The organism is Mesobacillus jeotgali (assembly GCF_002874535.1).
Lineage (GTDB): Bacteria > Bacillota > Bacilli > Bacillales > Cytobacillaceae > Mesobacillus > Mesobacillus jeotgali.
In genome coordinates this window covers 3,196,629-3,217,966 of the sequence record NZ_CP025025.1, presented here as the reverse complement: position 1 = coordinate 3,217,966, position 21,338 = coordinate 3,196,629, and the positions used below count along the sequence as shown (strand labels likewise).

23 protein-coding genes and 1 other annotated feature are annotated in these 21,338 nt (G+C 44.3%); of the genes, 21 read left to right on the top strand and 2 right to left on the bottom strand.

The features are described from left to right. The first annotated feature begins 31 nt into the window (after positions 1 to 31). The 18 genes from CD004_RS16400 (at position 32) to pheA (ending at position 15,651) form a co-directional block, all read left to right on the top strand. Complete coding sequence (locus CD004_RS16400; protein WP_158651576.1) at positions 32 to 1,147, top strand: SPOR domain-containing protein; 1,116 nt, start codon at positions 32 to 34, stop codon at positions 1,145 to 1,147. Positions 1,148 to 1,349: 202 nt separating this feature from the next. After that, the gene (locus tag CD004_RS16390) at positions 1,350 to 1,922 is read left to right on the top strand and encodes a Maf family protein (RefSeq protein WP_102263733.1); all 573 of its coding nucleotides are present in this window, start codon (positions 1,350 to 1,352) and stop codon (positions 1,920 to 1,922) included. Between the two features lie 65 nt (positions 1,923 to 1,987). Beyond that, on the top strand, positions 1,988 to 2,677 hold the full coding sequence (gene radC / locus CD004_RS16385) for a RadC family protein (RefSeq protein WP_023627138.1): 690 nt from the start codon (positions 1,988 to 1,990) through the stop codon (positions 2,675 to 2,677). A 160-nt stretch (positions 2,678 to 2,837) separates the two neighbouring features. Beyond that, positions 2,838 to 3,860 (top strand): rod shape-determining protein, encoded by a 1,023-nt coding sequence (locus CD004_RS16380; RefSeq protein WP_102263732.1) that lies wholly within the window; start codon positions 2,838 to 2,840, stop codon positions 3,858 to 3,860. A gap of 255 nt (positions 3,861 to 4,115) precedes the next feature. Continuing rightward, the gene (gene mreC / locus CD004_RS16375) at positions 4,116 to 5,006 is read left to right on the top strand and encodes a rod shape-determining protein MreC (protein WP_102263731.1); all 891 of its coding nucleotides are present in this window, start codon (positions 4,116 to 4,118) and stop codon (positions 5,004 to 5,006) included. After that, a complete protein-coding gene (mreD, locus tag CD004_RS16370) occupies positions 5,003 to 5,518 on the top strand; it encodes a rod shape-determining protein MreD (protein ID WP_102263730.1) in 516 nt (171 codons plus the stop codon). The genes mreC and mreD overlap by 4 nt, the downstream gene beginning before the upstream one ends. A 367-nt stretch (positions 5,519 to 5,885) precedes the next feature. Then, positions 5,886 to 6,566: a septum site-determining protein MinC gene (gene minC, locus CD004_RS16360; RefSeq protein ID WP_102263728.1), complete on the top strand. Its 681-nt coding sequence runs from the start codon at positions 5,886 to 5,888 to the stop codon at positions 6,564 to 6,566. A gap of 1 nt (position 6,567) precedes the next feature. Beyond that, on the top strand, positions 6,568 to 7,371 hold the full coding sequence (minD, locus tag CD004_RS16355) for a septum site-determining protein MinD (protein WP_041964017.1): 804 nt from the start codon (positions 6,568 to 6,570) through the stop codon (positions 7,369 to 7,371). A 145-nt stretch (positions 7,372 to 7,516) separates the two neighbouring features. Continuing rightward, positions 7,517 to 8,293 carry a M23 family metallopeptidase gene (locus tag CD004_RS16350; RefSeq protein ID WP_102263727.1) on the top strand — a complete coding sequence of 259 codons (777 nt, stop codon included), beginning with the start codon at positions 7,517 to 7,519 and terminating at the stop codon, positions 8,291 to 8,293. Next, positions 8,286 to 9,152 (top strand): M50 family metallopeptidase, encoded by an 867-nt coding sequence (locus CD004_RS16345; RefSeq protein WP_102263726.1) that lies wholly within the window; start codon positions 8,286 to 8,288, stop codon positions 9,150 to 9,152. Before CD004_RS16350 ends, CD004_RS16345 begins: the two co-directional genes overlap by 8 nt. A 65-nt stretch (positions 9,153 to 9,217) precedes the next feature. After that, on the top strand, positions 9,218 to 10,672 hold the full coding sequence (locus CD004_RS16340) for an Rne/Rng family ribonuclease (protein WP_102263725.1): 1,455 nt from the start codon (positions 9,218 to 9,220) through the stop codon (positions 10,670 to 10,672). Positions 10,673 to 10,761: 89 nt separating this feature from the next. Further along, positions 10,762 to 10,839, top strand: a sequence feature (ribosomal protein L21 leader region). 15 nt (positions 10,840 to 10,854) lie between these two features. Further along, on the top strand, positions 10,855 to 11,163 hold the full coding sequence (gene rplU / locus CD004_RS16335; RefSeq protein ID WP_023627147.1) for a 50S ribosomal protein L21: 309 nt from the start codon (positions 10,855 to 10,857) through the stop codon (positions 11,161 to 11,163). A gap of 15 nt (positions 11,164 to 11,178) precedes the next feature. Beyond that, positions 11,179 to 11,511, top strand: a complete 333-nt coding sequence (locus CD004_RS16330; protein WP_102263724.1) for a ribosomal-processing cysteine protease Prp — start codon at positions 11,179 to 11,181, stop codon at positions 11,509 to 11,511. 12 nt (positions 11,512 to 11,523) lie between these two features. After that, positions 11,524 to 11,814: a 50S ribosomal protein L27 gene (gene rpmA / locus CD004_RS16325; protein ID WP_023627149.1), complete on the top strand. Its 291-nt coding sequence runs from the start codon at positions 11,524 to 11,526 to the stop codon at positions 11,812 to 11,814. A gap of 512 nt (positions 11,815 to 12,326) precedes the next feature. Beyond that, positions 12,327 to 12,866 carry a sporulation initiation phosphotransferase B gene (locus CD004_RS16315; RefSeq protein WP_102263722.1) on the top strand — a complete coding sequence of 180 codons (540 nt, stop codon included), beginning with the start codon at positions 12,327 to 12,329 and terminating at the stop codon, positions 12,864 to 12,866. Between the two features lie 48 nt (positions 12,867 to 12,914). After that, complete coding sequence (gene obgE, locus CD004_RS16310) at positions 12,915 to 14,207, top strand: GTPase ObgE (protein WP_102263721.1); 1,293 nt, start codon at positions 12,915 to 12,917, stop codon at positions 14,205 to 14,207. A 117-nt stretch (positions 14,208 to 14,324) separates the two neighbouring features. Beyond that, on the top strand, positions 14,325 to 14,777 hold the full coding sequence (locus CD004_RS16305) for an ACT domain-containing protein (RefSeq protein ID WP_023627152.1): 453 nt from the start codon (positions 14,325 to 14,327) through the stop codon (positions 14,775 to 14,777). Positions 14,778 to 14,808: 31 nt separating this feature from the next. Further along, complete coding sequence (gene pheA / locus CD004_RS16300) at positions 14,809 to 15,651, top strand: prephenate dehydratase (RefSeq protein WP_180321255.1); 843 nt, start codon at positions 14,809 to 14,811, stop codon at positions 15,649 to 15,651. 34 nt (positions 15,652 to 15,685) lie between these two features. On the opposite strand, the gene CD004_RS16295 is transcribed toward pheA, so the two are convergent. Both CD004_RS16295 and CD004_RS16290 read right to left on the bottom strand, forming a co-directional pair. Next, entirely contained in the window at positions 15,686 to 16,225 is a 540-nt protein-coding gene (locus CD004_RS16295; RefSeq protein ID WP_041964005.1) for a transcription repressor NadR, read from the bottom strand. A gap of 59 nt (positions 16,226 to 16,284) precedes the next feature. Beyond that, positions 16,285 to 17,424, bottom strand: a complete 1,140-nt coding sequence (locus CD004_RS16290; protein ID WP_102263719.1) for an IscS subfamily cysteine desulfurase — start codon at positions 17,422 to 17,424, stop codon at positions 16,285 to 16,287. Positions 17,425 to 17,628: 204 nt separating this feature from the next. On the opposite strand from CD004_RS16290, the gene nadB reads away from it, so the two are divergent. From nadB to nadA, 3 genes are read left to right on the top strand one after another with little or no spacing between them, the layout of a single operon-like run. After that, positions 17,629 to 19,293, top strand: coding sequence for an L-aspartate oxidase (nadB, locus tag CD004_RS16285; protein WP_102263718.1), 1,665 nt, complete (start codon positions 17,629 to 17,631; stop codon positions 19,291 to 19,293). Further along, positions 19,262 to 20,149 (top strand): carboxylating nicotinate-nucleotide diphosphorylase, encoded by an 888-nt coding sequence (gene nadC, locus CD004_RS16280; protein WP_102263717.1) that lies wholly within the window; start codon positions 19,262 to 19,264, stop codon positions 20,147 to 20,149. The genes nadB and nadC overlap by 32 nt, the downstream gene beginning before the upstream one ends. Then, on the top strand, positions 20,115 to 21,221 hold the full coding sequence (gene nadA, locus CD004_RS16275) for a quinolinate synthase NadA (RefSeq protein ID WP_102263716.1): 1,107 nt from the start codon (positions 20,115 to 20,117) through the stop codon (positions 21,219 to 21,221). Before nadC ends, nadA begins: the two co-directional genes overlap by 35 nt. Positions 21,222 to 21,338 lie beyond the last annotated feature (117 nt).

Below are 21,338 nucleotides of genomic sequence, written 5' to 3'. Positions count from 1 at the left end.
AAATAGGAACGGGCAGGGGGAGGTACAAGCATTGGACAAGCAAGGAAAGACGATCACTATCAAGATTAATGGCAAGGACCGTCCGGTTCAGGGAGACAAAAAAATAAAGGGTAATGGAACCATAAAGAAACCTAAACAAGAAGAAAAACCTAAATATGATAACGAAAAAAGCAGCAGCTATCAGATCGATGAGATCCGTGGAGACAAGAGCACGGTATATCCGCTGGACAATGATGCAGCGTTGAATGAATCAGCGGCCGCCCAGGAACAAACTGAGGAAAGTTTTGACTGGATCTTGCCTGATCCTGTCGAAGAGGAAATCATCAAAGAATACAAAATCGCTCCGAAGCAGGAAAAAAAGCCGAAAAAGAAAAGCATCGGCATTTCGGTTTGGAACACTAAGACTAAAAAGAACAATCGTCTTTATACTACTATTATTATGAATGTCCTTTTTGCCGTTTTGCTCGGAACGGCGTTTGGAGTAACATTCCTTAAATTCCTGCCATCAGAACCAGATACAGCTGCACCAGCAGTAACCACGCCAAAATCCGGGCCGGCAGCAGAAAGTCCTGCAGCAGCCGGGAAGGAATTGCTTGAATTAAAATCAATCCCTGTCTTTATCGTACAAAATGGTGTCTTCACAACAGAGGCTGCTGCCAAGGAAAGGGTGAGTCTTCTGGCTGGCCAGGGAGTCACAGCAGAATTATTTCCTGTAAGTGGCCAGTTCGCTGTCTATTTAGGAACTGCCGGAAGCATTGAGGCTGCCAAACAACAGGCAGAGGCACTCAAGGCAAAGGGTGTTGAGGTGTTCGCTAAACCATTTGAAATTGCAGGTGGCACGGCAGCGGGCTTAACAGCAGCTGAATTGGAATTCCTCAAGCAGGCTCCGGATATTTATCCAATCCTGATGAGTGGAACGGGAGCTGCGCCGGAGGAAGTGAAAAAGGCAGAAAGTTACCAGAACATGTTAAGCAAGATTGAAGACAAGAGTATAAAAGATCCAACCGTCCTGAAGGCTAAGGCGAGCATGGAGAGGGCGGGCGCTGCTTTTATAAGCTACCAAAAAAGTAAGGATGCCAATCAGCTGGCGGAAATGGAGAAAAGCCTCCTGACATTCCTGTCAGCCTATCAATCCATTGGCAAGTAATATCTGCCGGCAATCATTTCTTGGTGGAATGGAGAAAGAATATTTCCCGGAAAATTGTACAAATTAACAGAGCCTTCGGCAAAATGTGCCAGGCTCTGATTTTTTTTGCCAGAATAAGGACTTTAGATTGTTTGAAACGATGAACTTTGATAGTATTAGCTTGTATCTCCCTTTGATGCAAAAAGTAAAGAAAGGTGATTTTATGCAACGCCTCATTTTAGCCTCTTCTTCTCCACGGCGAAAAGAACTTCTTGAAAACCTCCGCTTGAAATTCGAAATCTCGAGCAGTGATGCAGACGAAAGTTTCAGTGAGTCCCTCAGTCCTGCTGAAGCGGTTATGGAGCTTGCTTCCAGAAAGTCGGGAACTGTGGCTCAAGATTATCCAGATTGTTTCGTGATTGGCTCAGATACTGTCGTGGTCCACGGTGGAACAATCCTTGGGAAGCCTGAAAGCGGACAAGAAGCCTTACAGATGCTCAAAAAGCTGTCTGGGAACACCCATTCAGTCTACACAGGAGTATCAATCATCTCCCCTGAGAAGGAAACGCGTTTTTATGAAAAAACAGATGTGACGTTCTGGGAATTGTCAGATGAAGAAATCGACACCTATATAAAGAGCGGTGAACCATTCGATAAGGCAGGCGGCTATGGAATCCAGGGATTCGGCAGCATGCTTGTCAAAGAAATCAGTGGGGATTATTACACAGTTGTTGGACTGCCTGTATCCAGGTTGATCAGGGAGTTAAGAAAAATCGGTTACAACCTTCCTTATTAAAAGAAAGCCACAGAAACTTCTTCTACACTTCCCTCGTCATAATCAATGACCGGGAGGAAAATCTATTGTCTACAAATTCATTAATGATCAGAGATTATCCACAAAATGAGCGGCCGCGGGAGCGATTCGTCCAGAATGGCCCCCAAAGCCTCTCCAATCATGAATTGCTTGCCTTGTTGCTTGGGACAGGCTCACGGGAGGAATCAGTCCTCCAGCTTGCAAACCGAATGCTGGCCCAGTTTGAGGGACTTCGCCTCCTAAAAGATGCTACTTTGGAAGAGTTAACCCAAATAAAAGGAATCGGAAAAGCAAAAGCGATCCATGTCCTCGCGGCAGTTGAAATTGGCAGGCGCATTGCCAACCATACCCTTGATGAACGCTATGTGATTCGCTCACCAGAAGACGGTGCGAAATATTTAATGAATGATATGCGCTTCCTGACACAGGAGCATTTTGTCTGCTTGTACTTGAATACGAAAAATCAGGTGATCCACAGGCAGACGATTTTTATCGGCAGCCTGAACGCTTCAATTGTACATCCGAGAGAAGTGTATAAAGAGGCTGTCCGCAGATCGGCAGCATCCGTCATCTGTGTCCATAATCACCCATCCGGCGACCCAACCCCGAGCAGGGAGGATATCGAAGTTACTAAACGTTTGGCAGAGTCTGGGAAAATAGTCGGAATAGAATTGCTAGACCATTTAATAATTGGGGAAAATAAATATGTTAGTTTGAAGGAAAAAGGGTATGTATGATACTAGGATTTTGATTGACGTTGCGATATAATATAATTTATGATTTTTGCGGACATAGTTAAAATTTTGTCAGGAAATCTGCCTATGAACATTCAACTAATTTTGTTATAGATTGCCTGTTCTTTTATTGCATTTTTTGTTAAGAAAGGGAGATACAAATATGTTTGGGATTGGAACAAGAGACCTAGGAATCGACCTTGGTACTGCTAATACACTTGTTTATGTAAAAGGAAAAGGAATTGTTTTAAGAGAGCCGTCCGTTGTCGCGCTACAGACGGATACAAAAAATATCGTTGCTGTCGGTAATGATGCGAAAAATATGATCGGACGTACACCAGGTAATGTGGTAGCCTTAAGGCCAATGAAGGATGGCGTCATTGCTGATTACGAAACAACAGCGTCAATGATGAAATACTATATCAAACAGGCAACGAAGAACAAAGGCTGGTTTGCCGGGAAGCCTTATGTAATGGTATGTGTTCCTTCTGGAATAACAGCTGTTGAGGAACGTGCGGTTATTGACGCAACTCGCCAGGCAGGCGCAAGAGATGCCTTTACGATTGAGGAACCATTTGCAGCAGCAATCGGAGCAAACCTTCCTGTTTGGGAGCCAACTGGCAGCATGGTTGTCGACATTGGCGGCGGTACGACAGAAGTCGCAATCATTTCCCTTGGCGGAATCGTGACATCTCAATCTGTGCGCATTGCTGGTGATGAAATGGATGGCGCAATCATCAATTATATCCGTAAAACTTATAACCTGATGATCGGTGAGAGAACAGCTGAAGCGATTAAAATGGAAGTTGGTTCAGCAGGAGACGCCGATGGGATTGAAAATATGGAAATCCGCGGTCGTGACTTGCTGACAGGATTGCCTAAGACCATTGAAATCACGGCTGAAGAAATTGCTAAAGCGCTGCGTGACACAGTATACGCCATTGTTGATGCTGTTAAGCTGACGCTTGAAAAAACGCCGCCAGAACTTGCTTCAGATATTATGGACCGCGGGATCGTCCTCACAGGCGGTGGCGCATTGCTGCGTAATTTGGACAAGGTCATCAGCGAAGAAACAAAAATGCCGGTATTGATTGCCGAAGATCCGCTTGACTGTGTTGCAATTGGTACAGGCAAGGCATTGGATCATATCGATTTATTCAAGAGCAAAGCAAAAGAATCAAGGTAAGAACAAAAGCGCAAGCGCCTTGTTCAGCCCCGACAAGCGCTGGAGGGCCGACCAGTGAAGTCGTTCTTTGACTTCATTGGGCGGCTCGAAGCGACTCGAGGGGCTAGGCGCTGGAGCTGGATTAAGAAAACCAAATGCAGTTGTCTAAACCTAAATAATTTTATAATTTTCTTAACAAATAGGAAGAAGGGAAGCGGGCGGAATCCACTTCCCTCCTCTTCTGTAATCCATTTTTTTAGATTAGAGGTGTAAATCATGCCACAGTTCTTCTTTAATAAACGCCTGATAATGCTGCTTGTGAGCATTATAGTCCTCGTGGCATTGATTGGATTTTCTTTAAGGGAAAGAGAAGAATTGACATGGCCCGAGCAGTTTGTCAAAGACTCTACAAGCTGGGTGCAATCCGTTGTCTCAAGGCCTGCAAATTATATTGCCGGTTTAATCGAAAACCTTCAAGACTTGCAAAATACATATCAGGAAAACAAAGAGTTGAAGAAACGCGTTGATGATATGGCCCGCCTTGAAGCGAAAGTATACTCCCTTGAAAAAGAAAACGAGGAGCTTCAGGAAATTTTAGATAAGAAAGAATCACTAGCAGACTATGAACCAATCCAGGCAGTCAGGATTGCAAGAAGTCCTGAACGCTGGAATGAACTGATCATCATCAATAAAGGTGCTTCTCACGGTGTTGAAAAAAACATGGCCGTTATCACTGCAAAAGGGTTAATCGGCAAGGTTAAGAGCACGACACCATTTTCGGCAACCGTGCAGCTGATCAGTTCCATTGACCCGACCAACCGAATTTCTGCGATTCTCCAGGCAGAAAAGCCGCTTTACGGCACAATCGAAGGGTATGACAAGAAGAAAGAACTTCTTTTGTTAAAAGGGCTTCCGTATGATGCAGAAATTGAAAAAGGGCAGAATGTCGTTACGACTGGTATGGGCGGAATCTTCCCGAAAGACCTTCCAATCGGCAAGGTTGTCAAGGTTGTCCCGGATCAATTTGGCCTTAATCAAACGGCATATATTAAGCCTGAAGCAAACCTCTATGATTTGGAACATGTCATGGTTGTCAAAAAATCAATGGTCTCAGTGGACCTTGAAGAAAGCTTGGAAGATAGTGAAGGTGAGGAGGAAGGCAATTGATCCGTTTCCTGCTCCCGGCGCTTTTCGCTTTGTTATTCATTCTGGAAAGTTTGTTTGTCGAACTTCTGCCTGCAGAATTATTCAACAGTGACCGGATTCTTGTACCGCATTTTCTCATGGCAGGAATTTTATTTCTGACGGCTTACCTGAGCCCCAAACATGGAATTCTATATGGCATTATCTTTGGACTGCTTTTTGATGTCATCTACACAGAAATCATCGGGATCTATCTATTCATGTTCCCGTTCATCGCCTATTTGTTTGCAAATATGATGAGGATCCTTCAAGCCAATATTTTGATCGTTTCAATCCTATCGCTTCTTGGTATTGCGCTTTTGGAGGTAGGAGTCTACGAGTTGATGCTATTGATAAAAATTACTGACCTGGACTTTTCGACCTATGTTAAAATAAGACTAGTCCCAACCCTGATTTTAAATCTTGCTTTCATCATCTTGGCTGCCTATCCATTTAAAAAACAGTTCGAGAATGCTGCAGACAGACTTAAAGACTGATTATCTGGTTATATTTTGGCACCTCGAAAAAGTAGATATTATTTTTTGATACCAAGGAAGCAGCGAAGTATGGGAAATAATGATCACGCCTATTCAAATAAAGGAATCTGGGGAAAGCTTGTCGAATTCCTTTTAGGTGAAATAAAACAGACTTTTCAGCCCCGTCCTGCTCCTCTGGTCAAAGTTCTTCTAAAGAAGACCTTTCGAGGACGTAGGCTGCACCCAGGGTATGGCCTGGGCGCTTTACAACAAAGGGAGTCTATTCGGGATACTTGACAGGCTGTGGAATTGCTTCCTCACAGGACGTTTCATTCCTGTCGAGGCTGACCAAGGCGCTTGCGCTTTTCTTATGAGGTGAACATCCAGTATGAAGAAAACACAAAATGTGACAATAAAAGGAACAAAAGATGGACTTACGCTCCATTTGGACGATACTTGCTCCTATGATGAATTGAAGAAGGAACTCGATAGGAAGCTTTCGAATTCAACTCGTGTTCAGGAGGAGCAACAGCTGCTTTCAGTTAAGGTGAAGATAGGTAACAGGTACCTTACGAAGGCTCAGGAAGAAGAGCTGAAAGATCTGATCCGTCAGAAGAGAAACCTAATCGTTGAGGACCTTGAGACAAATGTGATCACCAGGGAGGAAGCTGAGAGGCTTCGTCAGGAAACAGAAATCGTGCCTGTTGCCAAAGTGATCCGTTCAGGCCAGGTTCTTGAGATTACAGGGGACTTGCTGCTAATTGGAGATGTCAATCCCGGTGGAACGGTCAAGGCAACAGGAAATATTTTTATCATGGGTGCCTTGAAAGGGGTTGCACATGCTGGTACGGAAGGGAATAACGAAGCGGTCATTGCTGCTTCTGTCATGAAGCCCTCGCAGCTCAGGATCAGTGATTGCATCAATCGGGCTCCAGACCATGTCCCTGAAGACGAAAGCCGAGTGATGGAATGTGCTTACATATCTGAAAGTCAACAGATTGTTGTTGATAGATTGCAAGTTTTAATGAAGAAAAGACCTAGTTTAACTAGATTTGAAGGAGGTCTCTAAAGTGGGAGAAGCGATAGTAGTTACATCCGGAAAAGGCGGGGTTGGCAAAACGACAACTTCTGCTAATATAGGTACAGCTTTGGCCCTTCAAGGCAAAAGAGTCTGCCTGGTAGATACAGATATCGGCTTGCGTAACCTGGACGTTGTCATGGGGCTTGAAAACCGCATTATATATGATCTTGTCGATGTAATCGAAGGAAGATGCAAAATCCATCAGGCATTAGTAAAAGATAAGCGCTTCGATGACCACCTTTATTTGCTCCCAGCTGCCCAGACGAGCGATAAAACTGCGGTTCAGCCCGAACAAATGAGAAAATTGGTGAATGAACTGAAGCAGGATTATGATTATATCGTCATCGATTGCCCGGCGGGAATCGAGCAGGGCTATAAAAATGCCGTTGCCGGTGCTGACAAGGCGATCGTCGTGACAACACCAGAAGTGTCCGCAGTCAGGGATGCTGACAGGATTATCGGCCTGCTAGAAAAAGAAGAAAATGTTGAATCACCAAAACTTGTCATCAACCGGATCCGCACCCATATGATGAAAAATGGCGACATGCTTGATGTAGATGAAATCACGACACATCTTTCCATCGATTTAATCGGGATTGTCGCCGATGATGATGAAGTCATCAAAGCATCAAACCACGGCGAGCCGATCGCACTGAATCCAAATAGCAAAGCATCCATTGCATACAGGAACATCGCGAGGAGGATTCTTGGAGAGTCCGTTCCATTGCAGCAATTAGACAACGATAATAAAGGCGTATTTTCGAAGATTAAGAAGTTCTTCGGAGTCCGCTGATCAAAAGGCATCTGCTTCTCGTTTATACGAGGTCAGATGCCTTTTTTGTTTCATCCGATTAAACACAGTTGAATTTGTCATACTCTTGTTGGACAGGTCATAGACTTGTACTAACTTAGAGTACAAGGGGAATGGTGGGGATTGGATGAACTCGAGAACTGATGATATACGCAGAAGAATGATGAAGAGGAAGAGAGAGCGGGAAAGAATGGAGAAAATGAACCATAACCGCTATTTCTCAACAGAGGAAGAACGGCACGGTTTTGACAGGGTTCCATCTTATGATATGGGGCCTGGTGAAGGCGGACATCCTCTGTTCAAGAAGGAAGTATTTCTGTTCAAGGTACTTGCTTCGGCATGCCTCGTCTTGATTGTTGCAATAATTTTTCGGAGTCCATCTGAAAAAGCAGAAACGATCCAGCAATATGTGAAACAAACGATGGACCAGGAATTCCAGTTTGCTGCCGTTTCAGACTGGTATGAAGACCAGTTTGGCAAGCCGCTGGCATTGCTGCCTGCCAAAAATGCAGAAGAAGAAAACAAACAGGATCTGACTCCAGGCAACCAGTATGCACTCCCTGCTTCCGGAAAGATTCTTGAAGATTTTGGCGACAATGGTCAGAGAATTCAGATTGAAACTGGTAAAGGTGCCGGAGTGGAAGCTATGGATGAAGGGCTTGTCCACTTTGTCGGCATGAAAGAAGGGTTTGGTAAAACGGTCATTGTGCAGCATGCAGACAAGAGTGAAACATGGTACGGAAACCTCGATAAAATCGATGTGACCCTCTATGAGTATATTTCTAAAGGAGCAAAGGTTGGCACGGCAATGGATAGTACGGATGGGATAAAAGGTTCATTTTATTTCGCCATAAAAAAAGGGGATGACTTCGTAGATCCCGTCCAGGTGATCAAGTTTGAATAAAGCCATTGCGTTATTGCGAAAAATATACATCCATCCTTTATTGTGGGTGATCATCGCCCTTGCTGTTGCGACCGCGCATTTTATAGAGCTGATGATGGTGCTGCTGATTATTTTTGTTCATGAAATGGGACATGGTGCTGCAGCTTCTTTTTTTTCGTGGAGAGTCAAGAAAATCGCCCTGCTCCCTTTTGGCGGGGTAGCTGAAATGGATGAGCACGGGAACAGGCCGTTAAAAGAAGAGCTGATTGTTGTTCTGGCAGGCCCCTTGCAGCATGTTTGGATGATAGGACTGTCCTTTGTTCTGTTTAACGCAGGATTTTTTCCGGAAAAATGGCATCTGCTGTTCATTCAATATAATATGATGATCCTTCTGTTCAATCTTATCCCGATATGGCCTTTGGATGGAGGTAAGCTGGTGTTCATTTTGTTATCAATGAACAAATCATTTCAGGAAGCTCACCTGCGGACGATATATGTTTCAGCCGGAACATTGATTATATTTTCGGCGATCCTTATCATCATCGCCCCGTTGACATTGAATGTCTGGGTCATCATCGGTTTCCTGACGTTTTCGCTTTACTATGAATGGAAGCAGAGACGGTTTATTTTCATGCGGTTTTTGATGGAAAGACATTATGGCAAACAAGTTGATTTGCGAGAGCTCAAGCCGATCAATGCAGCCGAGAATGAAATGGTCGGCCAGGTCCTTGAAAAGTTCCAGCGTGGCTGTAAGCATCCAATCATCGTCAAGCAGCAGAACGGCAAGGAAATGGTTATGGATGAGAATGAATTGCTCCATGCTTTTTTCAGTGAGAAGTTATTATCGGCGAAAATAGGAGATTTGCTTTACACCTTTTAAAATAGGATAATAAAAGCAGCGCAGACACTCTTTGCGCTGCATTTTTTTGCGCTTAAGGAGAAATAATGAACCAGTTAATTATCAATGCAAATTCGAGAGAGAAACGCTTCGCTTTGGTCAAAAATGGCGGAGTCGAAAAAATATATATTGAACAGCCAGGCCAACAATCACTGGTCGGGAATATTTATCTTGGAATCGTTGAAAAAGTGATACCAGGGATGAACGCAGCATTCATCAATTTTGGCGAAGAGTTAAGCGGTTTTCTCCAAAAAGATAAGCTATCATCCTATGTACTATCTGACGACGAAAATAAAGCAAATCGCTCGATCTCTTCGTATGTCCATCAAGGAGAAAAGCTGCTGGTCCAGGTTGAAAAAGATGCGGCCGGGACAAAAGGAGCGAGGCTGACGGGAGTCATTGAATTACAGGGTGAGAATCTTGTCTATATGCCCCTGGGAAAATACATAGCTGTTTCAAAAAAGGCAGAATCACCAGAGGTCAGAAATAAGTGGAGAGAATTCGCCAGCAAGGTCAAAACGCCCGAGGAAGGTCTCATTTTCAGGACCGAAAGCCTGAGCCAGACCGAGGAAGCAATCATGCAAGAGCTTGATGAGCAGCGCCTTCAATACATTCAATTGAAAAAGACCATGTCGGCAATGAAGAAGCCCGGAATCGTTCACAGCCGCGATTATTTTTTTGAACAGGCTGTGGCAGCACTTCTTTCTTTTTCAAATGGTGAAGTGATTACGGATTGCCTTGATTTTAAAAAAAGGATGGAGCACCATATCACAGAAGATATAAAAATAGAGTTTTATAATGGGAAAGATCATATTTTCTCTTTTTATAATATCGAACAGGAAATCGAGAGGCTGCTTAAAAGGATTGTCTGGCTGGAAAAAGGAGCTTATATGGTCATTGACCAGGGAGAAGCACTTACAATGATTGATGTGAATACAGGCAAGTTTTCCGGCAAAACCGATTTGCGTGACACTGTCATGAAAACGAATTTGAATGCGGCGGCCGAAGCTGCAAGGCAAATCAGGCTCAGGGATCTTGCTGGCATCATTCTGATCGATTTTATTGATATGAAGACCGATAGTGAACGGGACAAGGTGCTGAAACTCATTCAAAAAGAGCTGCACCAGGATGATCGCAGGACAAGGATCATCGGCTTTACCGAGCTTGGCATCCTCCAGTTGACAAGAAAGAAGACGAAGCAGTCGCTGGCCGAGACTCTGACTGAGAAATGCTGGACATGCGGGGGTACAGGAGAGGTACTTAGTACGGAATCCGTCGCATACAGACTCGAGCGCGCTCTGTGGGAGTACAAAAATTCTGATTATGAAGAAATTCATGTAGCCGCGACTAAGGAGGTCATACTCTCTTTTTCCGGTGAAGCTGACATACATAAATTGAGGCTTGAAAAAGCATTAGGCATTAAGATAAAATTTTCTGTGTCAGACGCGGCGAAACCTTTTTATGAAATCCTTAAGGTTGGTGCTTCGACAGAACACGGTTGAACCAAAGCTGGCCTTTAAAAGAACACCGATTATTATGTTGACACTTTCGCTCGGCATATGGTAGTATTTTAATGTTATTGTTTGTAGCACCCGTGCTACAACCGCTCACACCAGGTAATTAAGATTGCATTTTGCAACGCCTGTTGATGGCGAGTCTGAGTCTAATGAGGAGGTGCACTGGAATGTACGCAATTATCGAAACTGGCGGCAAGCAAGTAAAGGTAGAAGAAGGACAAGCAATCTACATTGAAAAGCTAAACGCTGCTGAAGGCGAAACTGTAACTTTTGACAAGGTTCTTTTTGTAGGTGGCGATAACGTTAAAGTTGGTAGCCCAGTAGTTGAAGGCGCAACTGTAACTGCTAAAGTTGAAAAGAATGGCCGTCAAAAAAAAATCATCGTTTTCAAGTACAAAGCGAAAAAGAACAATCGTAAGAAGCAAGGTCATCGTCAGCCTTACACTAAAGTTGTTATCGAAAAGATCAACGCTTAATTAAGGCGGATTACCATGATTCGTGCAACGATTAATCGTACAAAATCCGGAAGCATCCAATCGTTTACGATTAGCGGCCACGCTGGATTCGCTGCCCATGGCAGTGACATTGTCTGTGCAGGTGTTTCTACCATCTCAATTGGGACAGTCAATTCCATCATTGGATTGACAGGTATCACCCCGGACATTGAACAAGGTGCCGATGGTTTTCTCCGCTGTGAAATCCCCGACAATTTGCCGGAGGAAACGCAGGAGAAAATCCAATTACTCCTTGAAAGCATGGTCATTACATTGCAATCGATGGAAAAAGAGTACGGAAAGCACATAAAATTAACCTTCAAAAAGTAGGAGGTGGAACAAATGTTAAGATTAGATCTTCAATTCTTCGCTTCTAAGAAGGGTGTAGGTTCAACTAAGAACGGACGTGACTCAATCTCTAAGCGCCTTGGCGCTAAGCGTGCAGACGGTCAATTCGTAACTGGTGGTTCTATCCTTTACCGTCAGCGCGGAACTAAAATCTACCCAGGTGTAAACGTGGGTAAAGGTGGAGATGACACTCTATTCGCTAAGGTTGACGGCGTCGTTAAATTCGAACGTCTTGGCCGTGACCGCAAGCAAGTAAGTGTTTATCCTGCAGCTCAAGAAGCGTAAGCCAAAGAGAAGCCCTAACCACTGCGGTTAGGGTTTTCTTGTATTTTATGGCTGGTGGTAGCTTAATACCCAATGTTTGATTTAGCACCTGTTGATTGTAGTGGAAGGCGCGTAGACTCCTCGAAAATGCTGACGCATTTTCTTCGTGCGTGGGTGAATTCAGGAAGCTAATTCAATGTCCTCCGAAAATGCTAACGCATTTTCATCCTGCGTGGGCAGGTTCGGGGAAGCTCAATCAATGTCCTGCGGGAGCATGGGTCAGGGGAGACCCCGCAGGAGTGTAACGACGAGGAGGCTTCCCGAGCCACCAAGGAAGAATTCGCTTTTGAAAAAGCCGGCAGTTGGGCTTTTTTATAATTCTTCCCGCGGAAAGTGAAGCGCCTGGAACGAAAATCAACAGTCTTGTTTTAATAATATAAGAAATCCAACTAACTTAAATACATAATTAGCTTACGCAGAATGGCTTTTTTGTTATACTTACACCAAGCAGTCTTATGAGTAGGAGTATGTGTATGAAAAAAGAGTGGGATACAATCGAGGTTTTGCGCCATGCACGCCATGATTGGATGAATCAGCTTCAACTAATTAAAGGGAATTTATCGTTGAATAAAGTGGACCGGGCTAAAGAGATCATTGAAGAAATTATCATGGAAGCCAGGCAGGATGCAAAGCTATCTAATTTACATCTTCCTCAGTTTGCCTCTACATTGTTAACCTGCAATTGGGAGAATCATCATTTCCAATTGGAATATGAAGTAATGGACTCCCAGAACTTCCACAGATTAGATGACCAGCTGCTGACTGGCTGGACAGAGCAGCTTTTTGATACATTGAATTCTTCGATTGAACCATATCAAGAAAATCATCTCTCCGTCACAATTGAACCACAGGAGAAAGGAATTGGGTTCTTTTTTGATTTTAGCGGAATAATAAATGATAAAAATCGCTTGAAAAGCTTTCTCGGCCAGCAACCGAATGAAAATCTGAAAGTTATCTCGGATGGCGTGGTCGATGGGGAATTGACGATAGAAGTTTTTATGAAATCACTATAGGGAAACATAAAAAGCGATAACAAATTTCAGACAGGTGGTAATGACATAATGTTTGTCGATCAGGTTAAGATTTATGTAAAAGGCGGGGACGGCGGCGATGGAATGGTCGCGTTCCGACGTGAAAAATATGTTCCGAAGGGCGGCCCGGCTGGCGGGGACGGCGGTAACGGTGCAAATGTAGTCTTCCAGGTGGAAGAGGGACTGCGCACGCTGATGGATTTCAGATACCAGCGCCATTTCAAGGCACCGCGCGGCGAGCACGGAATGTCTAAAAACCAGCATGGTAAAAATTCTAAGGATATGATCGTAAAGGTTCCACCAGGGACAATCGTATCTGATGCCGAGACTGGCGCGATCATTGCTGACCTGGTAGAGCATGGCCAGAAGGCTGTCATCGCGAAGGGCGGACGCGGCGGACGTGGCAACTCACGTTTCGCTACACCGGCCAACCCGGCACCAGAACTCTCTGAAAAAGGTGAACCAGGACAAGAAAGAGAAATCATCATGGAGTTGAAACTCCTTGCGGATGTAGGGCTAGTAGGATTCCCAAGTGTTGGGAAATCGACGTTGTTGTCTGTTGTTTCAGCAGCTAGACCGAAGATTGCGGAATACCACTTCACAACCATTGCCCCGAATCTCGGTATGGTTGAAACGGAAGATGGCAGAAGTTTCGTGCTTGCGGACCTGCCAGGTCTTATTGAAGGTGCACATTCAGGAGTGGGCCTTGGGCATCAGTTCCTGCGCCATATCGAACGTACACGAGTCATCATCCATGTAATTGACATGGCGGCAACTGAAGGCCGTGATCCTTATGAGGATTATTTAACGATCAACAATGAATTGAAAGAATATAACTTGAGGCTGACGGAGCGACCACAAGTAATTGTAGCCAATAAAATGGACATGCCAGATGCGGAAGAGAATCTGAAAGTGTTCAAGGAAAAGCTGGGGGACGAACACCCTGTTTTCCCTATCTCAGCTGTTACTAGAGAAGGTCTGCGTGAATTATTGTTCGCAGTAGCTGACCTGATTGAAAAGACTCCGGAATTCCCTCTCATTGAAGAAGAGGAATTAGAAAAAGATGAAAACCGCGTGATGTACAAGCATGAAAAAGCAGAACAGGAATTCCAAATTACCCGTGAATCAGATGGAACATTTGTCATTTCGGGTGACAGTATTGAAAGGCTGTTCAAGATGACTGATTTCTCAAGGGATGAATCTGTCCAAAGGTTCGCTCGCCAGATGCGCGGCATGGGTATTGATGATGCTCTTCGTGAAAGAGGCGCGAAAGATGGAGATACAGTTAAGCTGCTTGAATATGAATTTGAATTCGTGGAATAGGCTTAAGTGATTTTAGAAGGTCGATTAGCCAGCACAGGTTAATCGACTTTCCTCTTTAAAAAGAGAATCTTGGCTGCAAGGAGATAAATACGCTGGCATTCTGATGGGGTGGTGGAGATGAAGCAAAATCAAGATAGGAAGTTTTATCTTGTTCGTGAAGATGTCCTGCCTGAGGCGATGAAGAAAACGCTTGAGGCAAAGGAAATGATCGAACGTGGCAAAGCAGAGTCGGTCTGGGATGCAGTTCAAAGGGTCGACTTAAGCCGGAGTGCATTTTACAAATACCGTGACACGGTCTTTCCGTTCCATACAGTTGTGAAGGAACGGATCATTACGCTGTTTTTCCAGCTTGAAGACCGGTCTGGGACACTTTCCGAACTGCTGAGTACGGTTGCTGCTACTGGCTGCAATGTTCTGACCATCCATCAGACGATCCCTCTGCAAAGCAGGGCGAATGTAACACTAAGCTTGAATGTCACCGAAATGAGAGTAGAAATGGATGAGATGCTCGCAAGGCTAAAAAGACTGGAATTTGTAGAAAAAGTTGAAGTACTGGGATCAGGTGCTTAAACAAAGTGTTTTGTAGCAGGGGGAGATGGGCTTGAATATTGGTTATCTTGGACCGGAAGCAACATTTACGGACTATGCTGCCCGGCAATTGTTTAAAGAGGCTAAGAGGATTCCATTTGTGAGTATACCAGAATGCATGGATGCTGCTTCAGCAGGAGAAATTGATGCAGCAATCGTTCCATTGGAAAATTCCATTGAGGGTTCAGTTAATGTCACGATTGATTATTTAGTCCATGAAACAGACCTTCAGATTGTTGGTGAAGCGGTGGTGCCCATCAGGCAGCATCTGCTAGTTCACCACGATAATCTCGACAGGTGGAGGAAAGCTGAATTGATTTGCAGCCACCCACACGCACTGGCACAGTGCCATAAATTTTTGCATAAAGAATTCAAAGGAATTCCTCTTGAACATATGTCATCTACAGCAGCAGCGGCTAAGTATGTACAGAGCCATCCTGAACGGAACATCGCGGCAATCGCTAATAGCCTTGCTGCTGAGGAGTATGGTTTAGTCGTGGCTGAGCAAAATGTCCATGATTACAGCTATAATCATACCGTGTTTGCTGTGTTGGCGAAGGAAACTCAAGACATTTACATGGCTTCAACTGAAGAGGCCAAGACAAGCTTGATGATTACACTGCCTTCGGATCGCGCAGGAGCACTGCACCAGGTCTTATCTGCTTTCTCATGGCGGAAGCTCAATCTATCCAAAATTGAATCACGCCCAATGAAAACGGGTTTGGGAAAATATTTTTTCATTATCGATATTAATCTGAAAATGGATGAAGTATTAATCCCAGGAGCCATTGCCGAACTAGAGGCATTAGGCTGCACAGTTAAAATACTTGGAAGTTATTCAAGCCATAAAATATAAAAAAATCCATCAATTGATGGATTTTTTTATATCCCTATTCTAAATCAATAAGTAATTTTTCTTTACGTAGCGTTTCTTCTGCTTCATCCAGCGCTTTTTCCGTCGGAGCAGAAATTGTGTGCAAGTGGATTCCGTCCGTTAACTCTGATAAATAGGAAGCTTTGGTTGCTCTTATTTTTTCCATGAATTGTTTTACTTCGTTTCGATTTGAAACCATGATGGAAGCTGTTAAATCCCCATACACGGGATGCTCAATTTTCACGTCCTTAACGGTTACCCCGTGATCGACAAGAAGCAGGAGTTCTTCTTCTGTCCTTTCAGGGCCATGGGATACGGCAATGGTCCTTTCCGCTGCTGAAGGACGTGATGCATGCATATATAGATATCCCTGGCTGGTAGCAATGATTGGTTCGTTTTTAGCTTTAAGCAAGGTAATATCGCCAACAATGACCTGCCTGCTTACATTCGTTATCGCCGAAAGCTCGCCTCCGGTGATGGGCTCACTGCTTTCCTGCAGACGTTTCAGGATGTAGGCACGGCGTTCATCTCCGAGAATTTTCGTAGGTTCCTTCATAATCCGATCTCTCCTTCGACTTCTTCATTCGAAAATTTTACCATAAAATCAGCTTGAAGTTAAACGGTCGATACTTGTGCAGTTATTGCAGCAAGCATTTTCCCAAGATTGACTGCATCTTCCTGCTGTGTTTCCCTCCCGAAAGATATTCTGAAAAATTCCTTTGCCGGCTTGCCGTCAATACCCATTGCAGACATGGTCTTCGCCGGTGACAGCATACCTGTATGACAAGCGGTTCCAGTGGAAATCGCAAAGCCCTTGCGGTTGCATTCAAGCAGGACATATTGCCCCTCCAATCCCTTGATCGCCATTCCCATAATACCTGTAAGCTGTTCATCGCCCTCTGCACCAAAAATCTCAATAGATTCCCTGGCATCTGAAAGGGATTCGATAAGAGCCTCTCTCAGTTTAGTAACTCTTTTCGTTTCTGTATCCATGAGAGAATTTGCTTTTTGCGCTGCTGCGGTCATCGCTGCGATTCCCGGGACATTTACCGTGCCAGGCCTGAACCCTTTTTCATGTACAGTTCCATCAATATAGGGCTTCCAGGCAAGCTTAGGATTTACATATGCCACTCCAGTTCCCTTAGGTCCGTAAAACTTATGGCCTGAAATCGAAAGGGCATCCACCCAGCCGGCCAGTGGGACAACTGGAACTTTTCCGAAGGTTTGCACACAGTCCGTGTGAATTAGTATATCTTTAGAACGGCAATATTCAGCCAAATTGATGATCGGTTGGATCGTTCCAACTTCAGGGTTGCCATGCTGAATCGAAACGAGCACAGTTTCGGGTCGGACAGCTTCGATGAAACTCGTAAGCTCAATTTTGCCATTTCGGTTCAATGGGAGGAATGTGATCTCCCATCCTTCTCCTTCAAGCTTCTTCATCAAATTATAGACGGAGGAATGTTCAGCCGCCCCGGTAATAATATGATTGCCGTGTTTTCTTTTAGCAGAGAGGAGCGCCATAATCCCAAGAAAATTTGCTTCAGAGCCTCCACTTGAAAAATAAATCCCCGCCTTATCAACACCAAGCAAGCGCGAGAATTCCTGTCTGCAGCTCTCCAATAGATTAGCAGAAGCACTGCCAGCTTCATGGAGGCTTTGACTATTCCCAAAATACTTAGTAGAAGCCTGGATATAAATATCTGCCGCGTCCTGGTCAAGCGGGCAAGTTGCCGCGTAATCAAAATATTTCATAGGTTTGCTCCTAAATTAGAATTTGGTTGGTTATCCTTCCATATGTTCCCGGTCTCAGTCCAAGAGGAGGCAAACGTGTAACATATCGTACAGTCGTTGCAGTTCTTGCTTTCTCCTCTGTCAAAATAAAAGTTCTTGTCAACAGTGTAAAACTGTGTAAATATATATGTCAAGACACCTGTTAATCCAGGAGGCTATCATTATATGAAACAAGCAGATGTAATCATTGTTGGCAGCGGGATTGCCGCACTTCAATTGGCCAATAAATTAGCAAAGAGCTTAAATGTGATTATTCTCACAAAGAAAGAGCTAACAGCAGGTAATTCTTACCTTGCACAAGGCGGGGTCGCAGCGGCGATTGCACCGGGCGACGACCCTTACCTGCATTATCTCGACACACTGGAAGCTGGAGCTCACCATAATAAGTCTGAAGCTGTACTTGAAATTACCAAAAAAGCACCGGAATTAATAAAAGGATTATGGGAATCAGGCTGCCGTTTTGATGAAGACGGAGATGGAAAATTGCTTCTGGGGATGGAAGGGGCTCATAGTGAAAAGAGGATTGTGCACAGCGGAGGCGATGCGACGGGTAAGCATATGGTCGACTTTTTGCTTTCGAATCTCGATGCCAATATTTCAATTGAACAATCCACATTCGTATTTGAGCTAATTTTAGATAGTGAAGGAACTCACTGTATAGGTGTTAAAGCTAAGCGCATGGACGGAACGAATGAAACTTATCTTGCTACCCACGTTGTCCTTGCTACGGGCGGCTGCGGGCAGGTCTTTGCCTTTACCTCTAACGCCGAAACTGCAACAGGGGATGGAATGGCGCTGGCATACAGGGCAGGTGCTGAGCTGGCCGATATGGAATTTATCCAGTTTCACCCTACACTCCTTTATGTAGAAGGAAAGACGAGAGGCCTCATATCTGAAGCGGTTAGGGGTGAAGGGGCCGTACTAGTAACCGCTGAGGGAAAGTGGATCATGGATGGTATTCATCCGTTGAAGGATCTGGCACCGCGGCATATTGTGTCGCAAACCATTTATGACTACTCGCGAAGAGGAATTCAAATCTATTTAGATATCACAACCATCCCTGATTTCTGCAGCCGTTTCCCAACGATCAGCAAGCTTTGTTCTGAGCATGGGATAGATATTGATAAAGGCTTAATTCCTGTTGTGCCTGGGAGCCATTTTATTATGGGCGGGATCAAGACCGATTTGCAGGGCCGAACAAGCATCCCGGGTCTATATGCGATTGGTGAAGCGGCATGCACAGGAATCCACGGAGCAAATAGACTCGCGAGCAATTCCTTATTAGAAGGCATGTTTGTTGGGGGAAATCTTGCTGATTGGCTCAATAGCCATCAAGATGCCAATAGAGATGATGCAATCATTAGAGGTTTTCATAATCAAACTGTCAAAAGAGCAGACAACATTATGGAAATCCAAAATCAAACTGTTAAAAGAGCAGGAAACAAGTTGGAAAATCAAACTGTTTCCAGTAGTGAGCTTCCTGACATCGACTCACTAAAACAAACAATGATGGATCGGACAGGGATTGTCCGTACAAAGGAATTGCTGACTTTACAAAATGAATGGCTCGCTCAGTTCAGCCTGGATGATTGGCTTGAGGCTAGTCTGGACCATTTGCAGCCATCTGAATTAAATAGGCTGTTCATGTATATCACCGCATCTTTAATAACAAAGGCGGCATTGGACAGGACAGAAAGCAGGGGCGGGCACTATCGAAAAGATTTTCCGCATGAGGATAATGCCAATTGGATGAAACAACAAATTATCCATCAACGAAAAAACGTAAAGGATGGTAAGCATGAATACAATCAAACTGCGCTTGCTACTTGAACAATTTTTTATTGAAGATATCGGTGAACGTGATGTTACCAGTGAACTGATCTTCGGAAATGACAGCAAAGGAACCATGGTGTTGATCTCGAAGGACGAAGGGATTTTCTGCGGTGAGCAAATTATCCAAACAGGCTTCAGGCTGCTTGATGAGAGCAGTCAGATCATCTTGCATGTAAAAGATGGACAGAAAGTGGTAAAGGGCCAAGAATTAGCACTGATTACTGGCGGAGTTTCCGCTTTGCTTAAGGCAGAAAGAGTCGTCCTAAATCTTGTGCAGCGAATGAGCGGGATTGCCACGAAAACCAATGAGGCTGTTAGTGTTTTGGACAGCGCAAAAACGAGGATTTGTGATACGCGTAAAACCACCCCGGGTCTCAGGATGCTTGAGAAGTATGCTGTTCGCTGCGGCGGCGGCTTCAACCATCGTTATGGGTTGTATGACGCTGTGATGATCAAGGATAACCACATATCTTTCGCAGGCTCAATCAGCAATGCCGTTGAAGCAGTAAGGTCAAATCTCGGCCATATGGTGAAGGTTGAAGTGGAGATTGAAACAAAAGACCAGCTTCTTGAAGCGATTGAATCAAAAGTTGACTGCATCATGTTCGATAATAGACCGCCCGAACAAATCAAGGAATGGATTGGCAATGTCCCACCAGGAATTTTAACAGAGGCATCTGGAGGGATTACACTCGATAATCTCCATAGCTTTAGGGATTGTGATGTGGATTATATTTCTCTTGGATTCCTTACACATTCTGTAAAATCATTGGATATTAGCGCAAAAGTGATGGCTGAAACGAAAGGGGCTGTAGAATATGAATATTTTGGAGGCGCTCGAAGCGAAATCTAGGATGCTTCCTGATAAGTACAAAAATATGTCTGTCCAGGAACTTGAGGACATGATCAGGAGTATAAAGGAGAAAATGGGCAAGAAACTTTTTATCCCTGGTCATCATTATCAAAAGGATGAAGTGATTCAATTCGCAGATGCGACAGGTGATTCATTGAAATTAGCCCAGCTGTCGGCAGAGAACAGGGAAGCGGAGCATATTGTGTTTTGCGGTGTTCATTTCATGGCCGAGACGGCAGATATTTTGACAACCGAAAACCAGAAGGTCTACCTGCCTGATATGAGAGCGGGCTGCTCGATGGCGGATATGGCGGATATACACCAGACAGAAAGAGCCTGGGAGTATTTGCAGGTTTTGTTCGGAGATACTATTTTGCCTTTGACATATGTAAATTCAACGGCGGCGATTAAATCCTTTGTCGGAGCGAATGGCGGGGCAACCGTGACGTCTTCCAATGCTGAGAAGATGGTGCGTTGGGCTTTTTCAAAAAAGGAACGCCTGCTTTTCCTTCCGGATCAGCATTTAGGAAGGAATACTGCTTTTAATATTGGCGTCAATCTTGACGAAATGGCCGTTTACAACCCGAATGAGAACATTCTTGAATATGATGGCCCGCTTGAAAAAGTAAAGGTTATCCTATGGAAGGGACATTGCTCTGTCCACGAGAATTTCACAGTGGGAAATATCGCCCAAGTCCGCGATGCATATCCGGACATGAAAATCATTGTCCATCCTGAATGCACACGTGAAGTTGTTGCTTTGTCAGATTTGGCAGGCTCTACAAATTATATTATTGAAGCGATCGAAGCTTCTCCTGCCGGCTCCTCTTGGGCGGTCGGGACAGAAATGAATCTGGTTAACCGCCTGATTTCACAACACCCGGATAAGCAGATCATTTCTTTGAACCCTCATATGTGTCCATGCCTGACAATGAACAGGATTGACCTGCAGCATCTTGCCTGGAGTCTCGATTCGGTTTTTCAGGATCAAGAAATTAATCTTATAAAAGTAGACGAAGAAACAGCATTAAACGCGAAGCTTGCCCTAAACCGCATGCTTGAGCAATCATAATTTGGAATCCTTCCCAGACCGGGGAGGATTTTTTTTATGGGAAAAGCTTAATCTCATGCTGAAAAACATATTTATTTACATAGAAGCATAAGTTTTTTTGAAGATTGTTAGCAATTT

What these genes read in the sequence shown, in the direction of transcription:
- CD004_RS16340 (WP_102263725.1), top strand. Translation starts at nt 9,218, where the DNA reads ATGAACCAGTTAATTATCAATGCAAATTCGAGAGAGAAACGCTTCGCT.
- CD004_RS16390 (WP_102263733.1), top strand. Translation starts at nt 1,350, where the DNA reads ATGCAACGCCTCATTTTAGCCTCTTCTTCTCCACGGCGAAAAGAACTT.
- mreC (WP_102263731.1), top strand. Translation starts at nt 4,116, where the DNA reads ATGCCACAGTTCTTCTTTAATAAACGCCTGATAATGCTGCTTGTGAGC.
- minC (WP_102263728.1), top strand. Translation starts at nt 5,886, where the DNA reads ATGAAGAAAACACAAAATGTGACAATAAAAGGAACAAAAGATGGACTT.
- CD004_RS16315 (WP_102263722.1), top strand. Translation starts at nt 12,327, where the DNA reads ATGAAAAAAGAGTGGGATACAATCGAGGTTTTGCGCCATGCACGCCAT.
- CD004_RS16295 (WP_041964005.1), bottom strand. Translation starts at nt 16,225, where the DNA reads ATGAAGGAACCTACGAAAATTCTCGGAGATGAACGCCGTGCCTACATC.
- nadA (WP_102263716.1), top strand. Translation starts at nt 20,115, where the DNA reads ATGAATATTTTGGAGGCGCTCGAAGCGAAATCTAGGATGCTTCCTGAT.
- obgE (WP_102263721.1), top strand. Translation starts at nt 12,915, where the DNA reads ATGTTTGTCGATCAGGTTAAGATTTATGTAAAAGGCGGGGACGGCGGC.
- CD004_RS16350 (WP_102263727.1), top strand. Translation starts at nt 7,517, where the DNA reads ATGAACTCGAGAACTGATGATATACGCAGAAGAATGATGAAGAGGAAG.
- CD004_RS16305 (WP_023627152.1), top strand. Translation starts at nt 14,325, where the DNA reads ATGAAGCAAAATCAAGATAGGAAGTTTTATCTTGTTCGTGAAGATGTC.
- CD004_RS16290 (WP_102263719.1), bottom strand. Translation starts at nt 17,424, where the DNA reads ATGAAATATTTTGATTACGCGGCAACTTGCCCGCTTGACCAGGACGCG.
- rplU (WP_023627147.1), top strand. Translation starts at nt 10,855, where the DNA reads ATGTACGCAATTATCGAAACTGGCGGCAAGCAAGTAAAGGTAGAAGAA.
- rpmA (WP_023627149.1), top strand. Translation starts at nt 11,524, where the DNA reads ATGTTAAGATTAGATCTTCAATTCTTCGCTTCTAAGAAGGGTGTAGGT.
- CD004_RS16330 (WP_102263724.1), top strand. Translation starts at nt 11,179, where the DNA reads ATGATTCGTGCAACGATTAATCGTACAAAATCCGGAAGCATCCAATCG.
- CD004_RS16380 (WP_102263732.1), top strand. Translation starts at nt 2,838, where the DNA reads ATGTTTGGGATTGGAACAAGAGACCTAGGAATCGACCTTGGTACTGCT.
- nadB (WP_102263718.1), top strand. Translation starts at nt 17,629, where the DNA reads ATGAAACAAGCAGATGTAATCATTGTTGGCAGCGGGATTGCCGCACTT.
- nadC (WP_102263717.1), top strand. Translation starts at nt 19,262, where the DNA reads ATGAATACAATCAAACTGCGCTTGCTACTTGAACAATTTTTTATTGAA.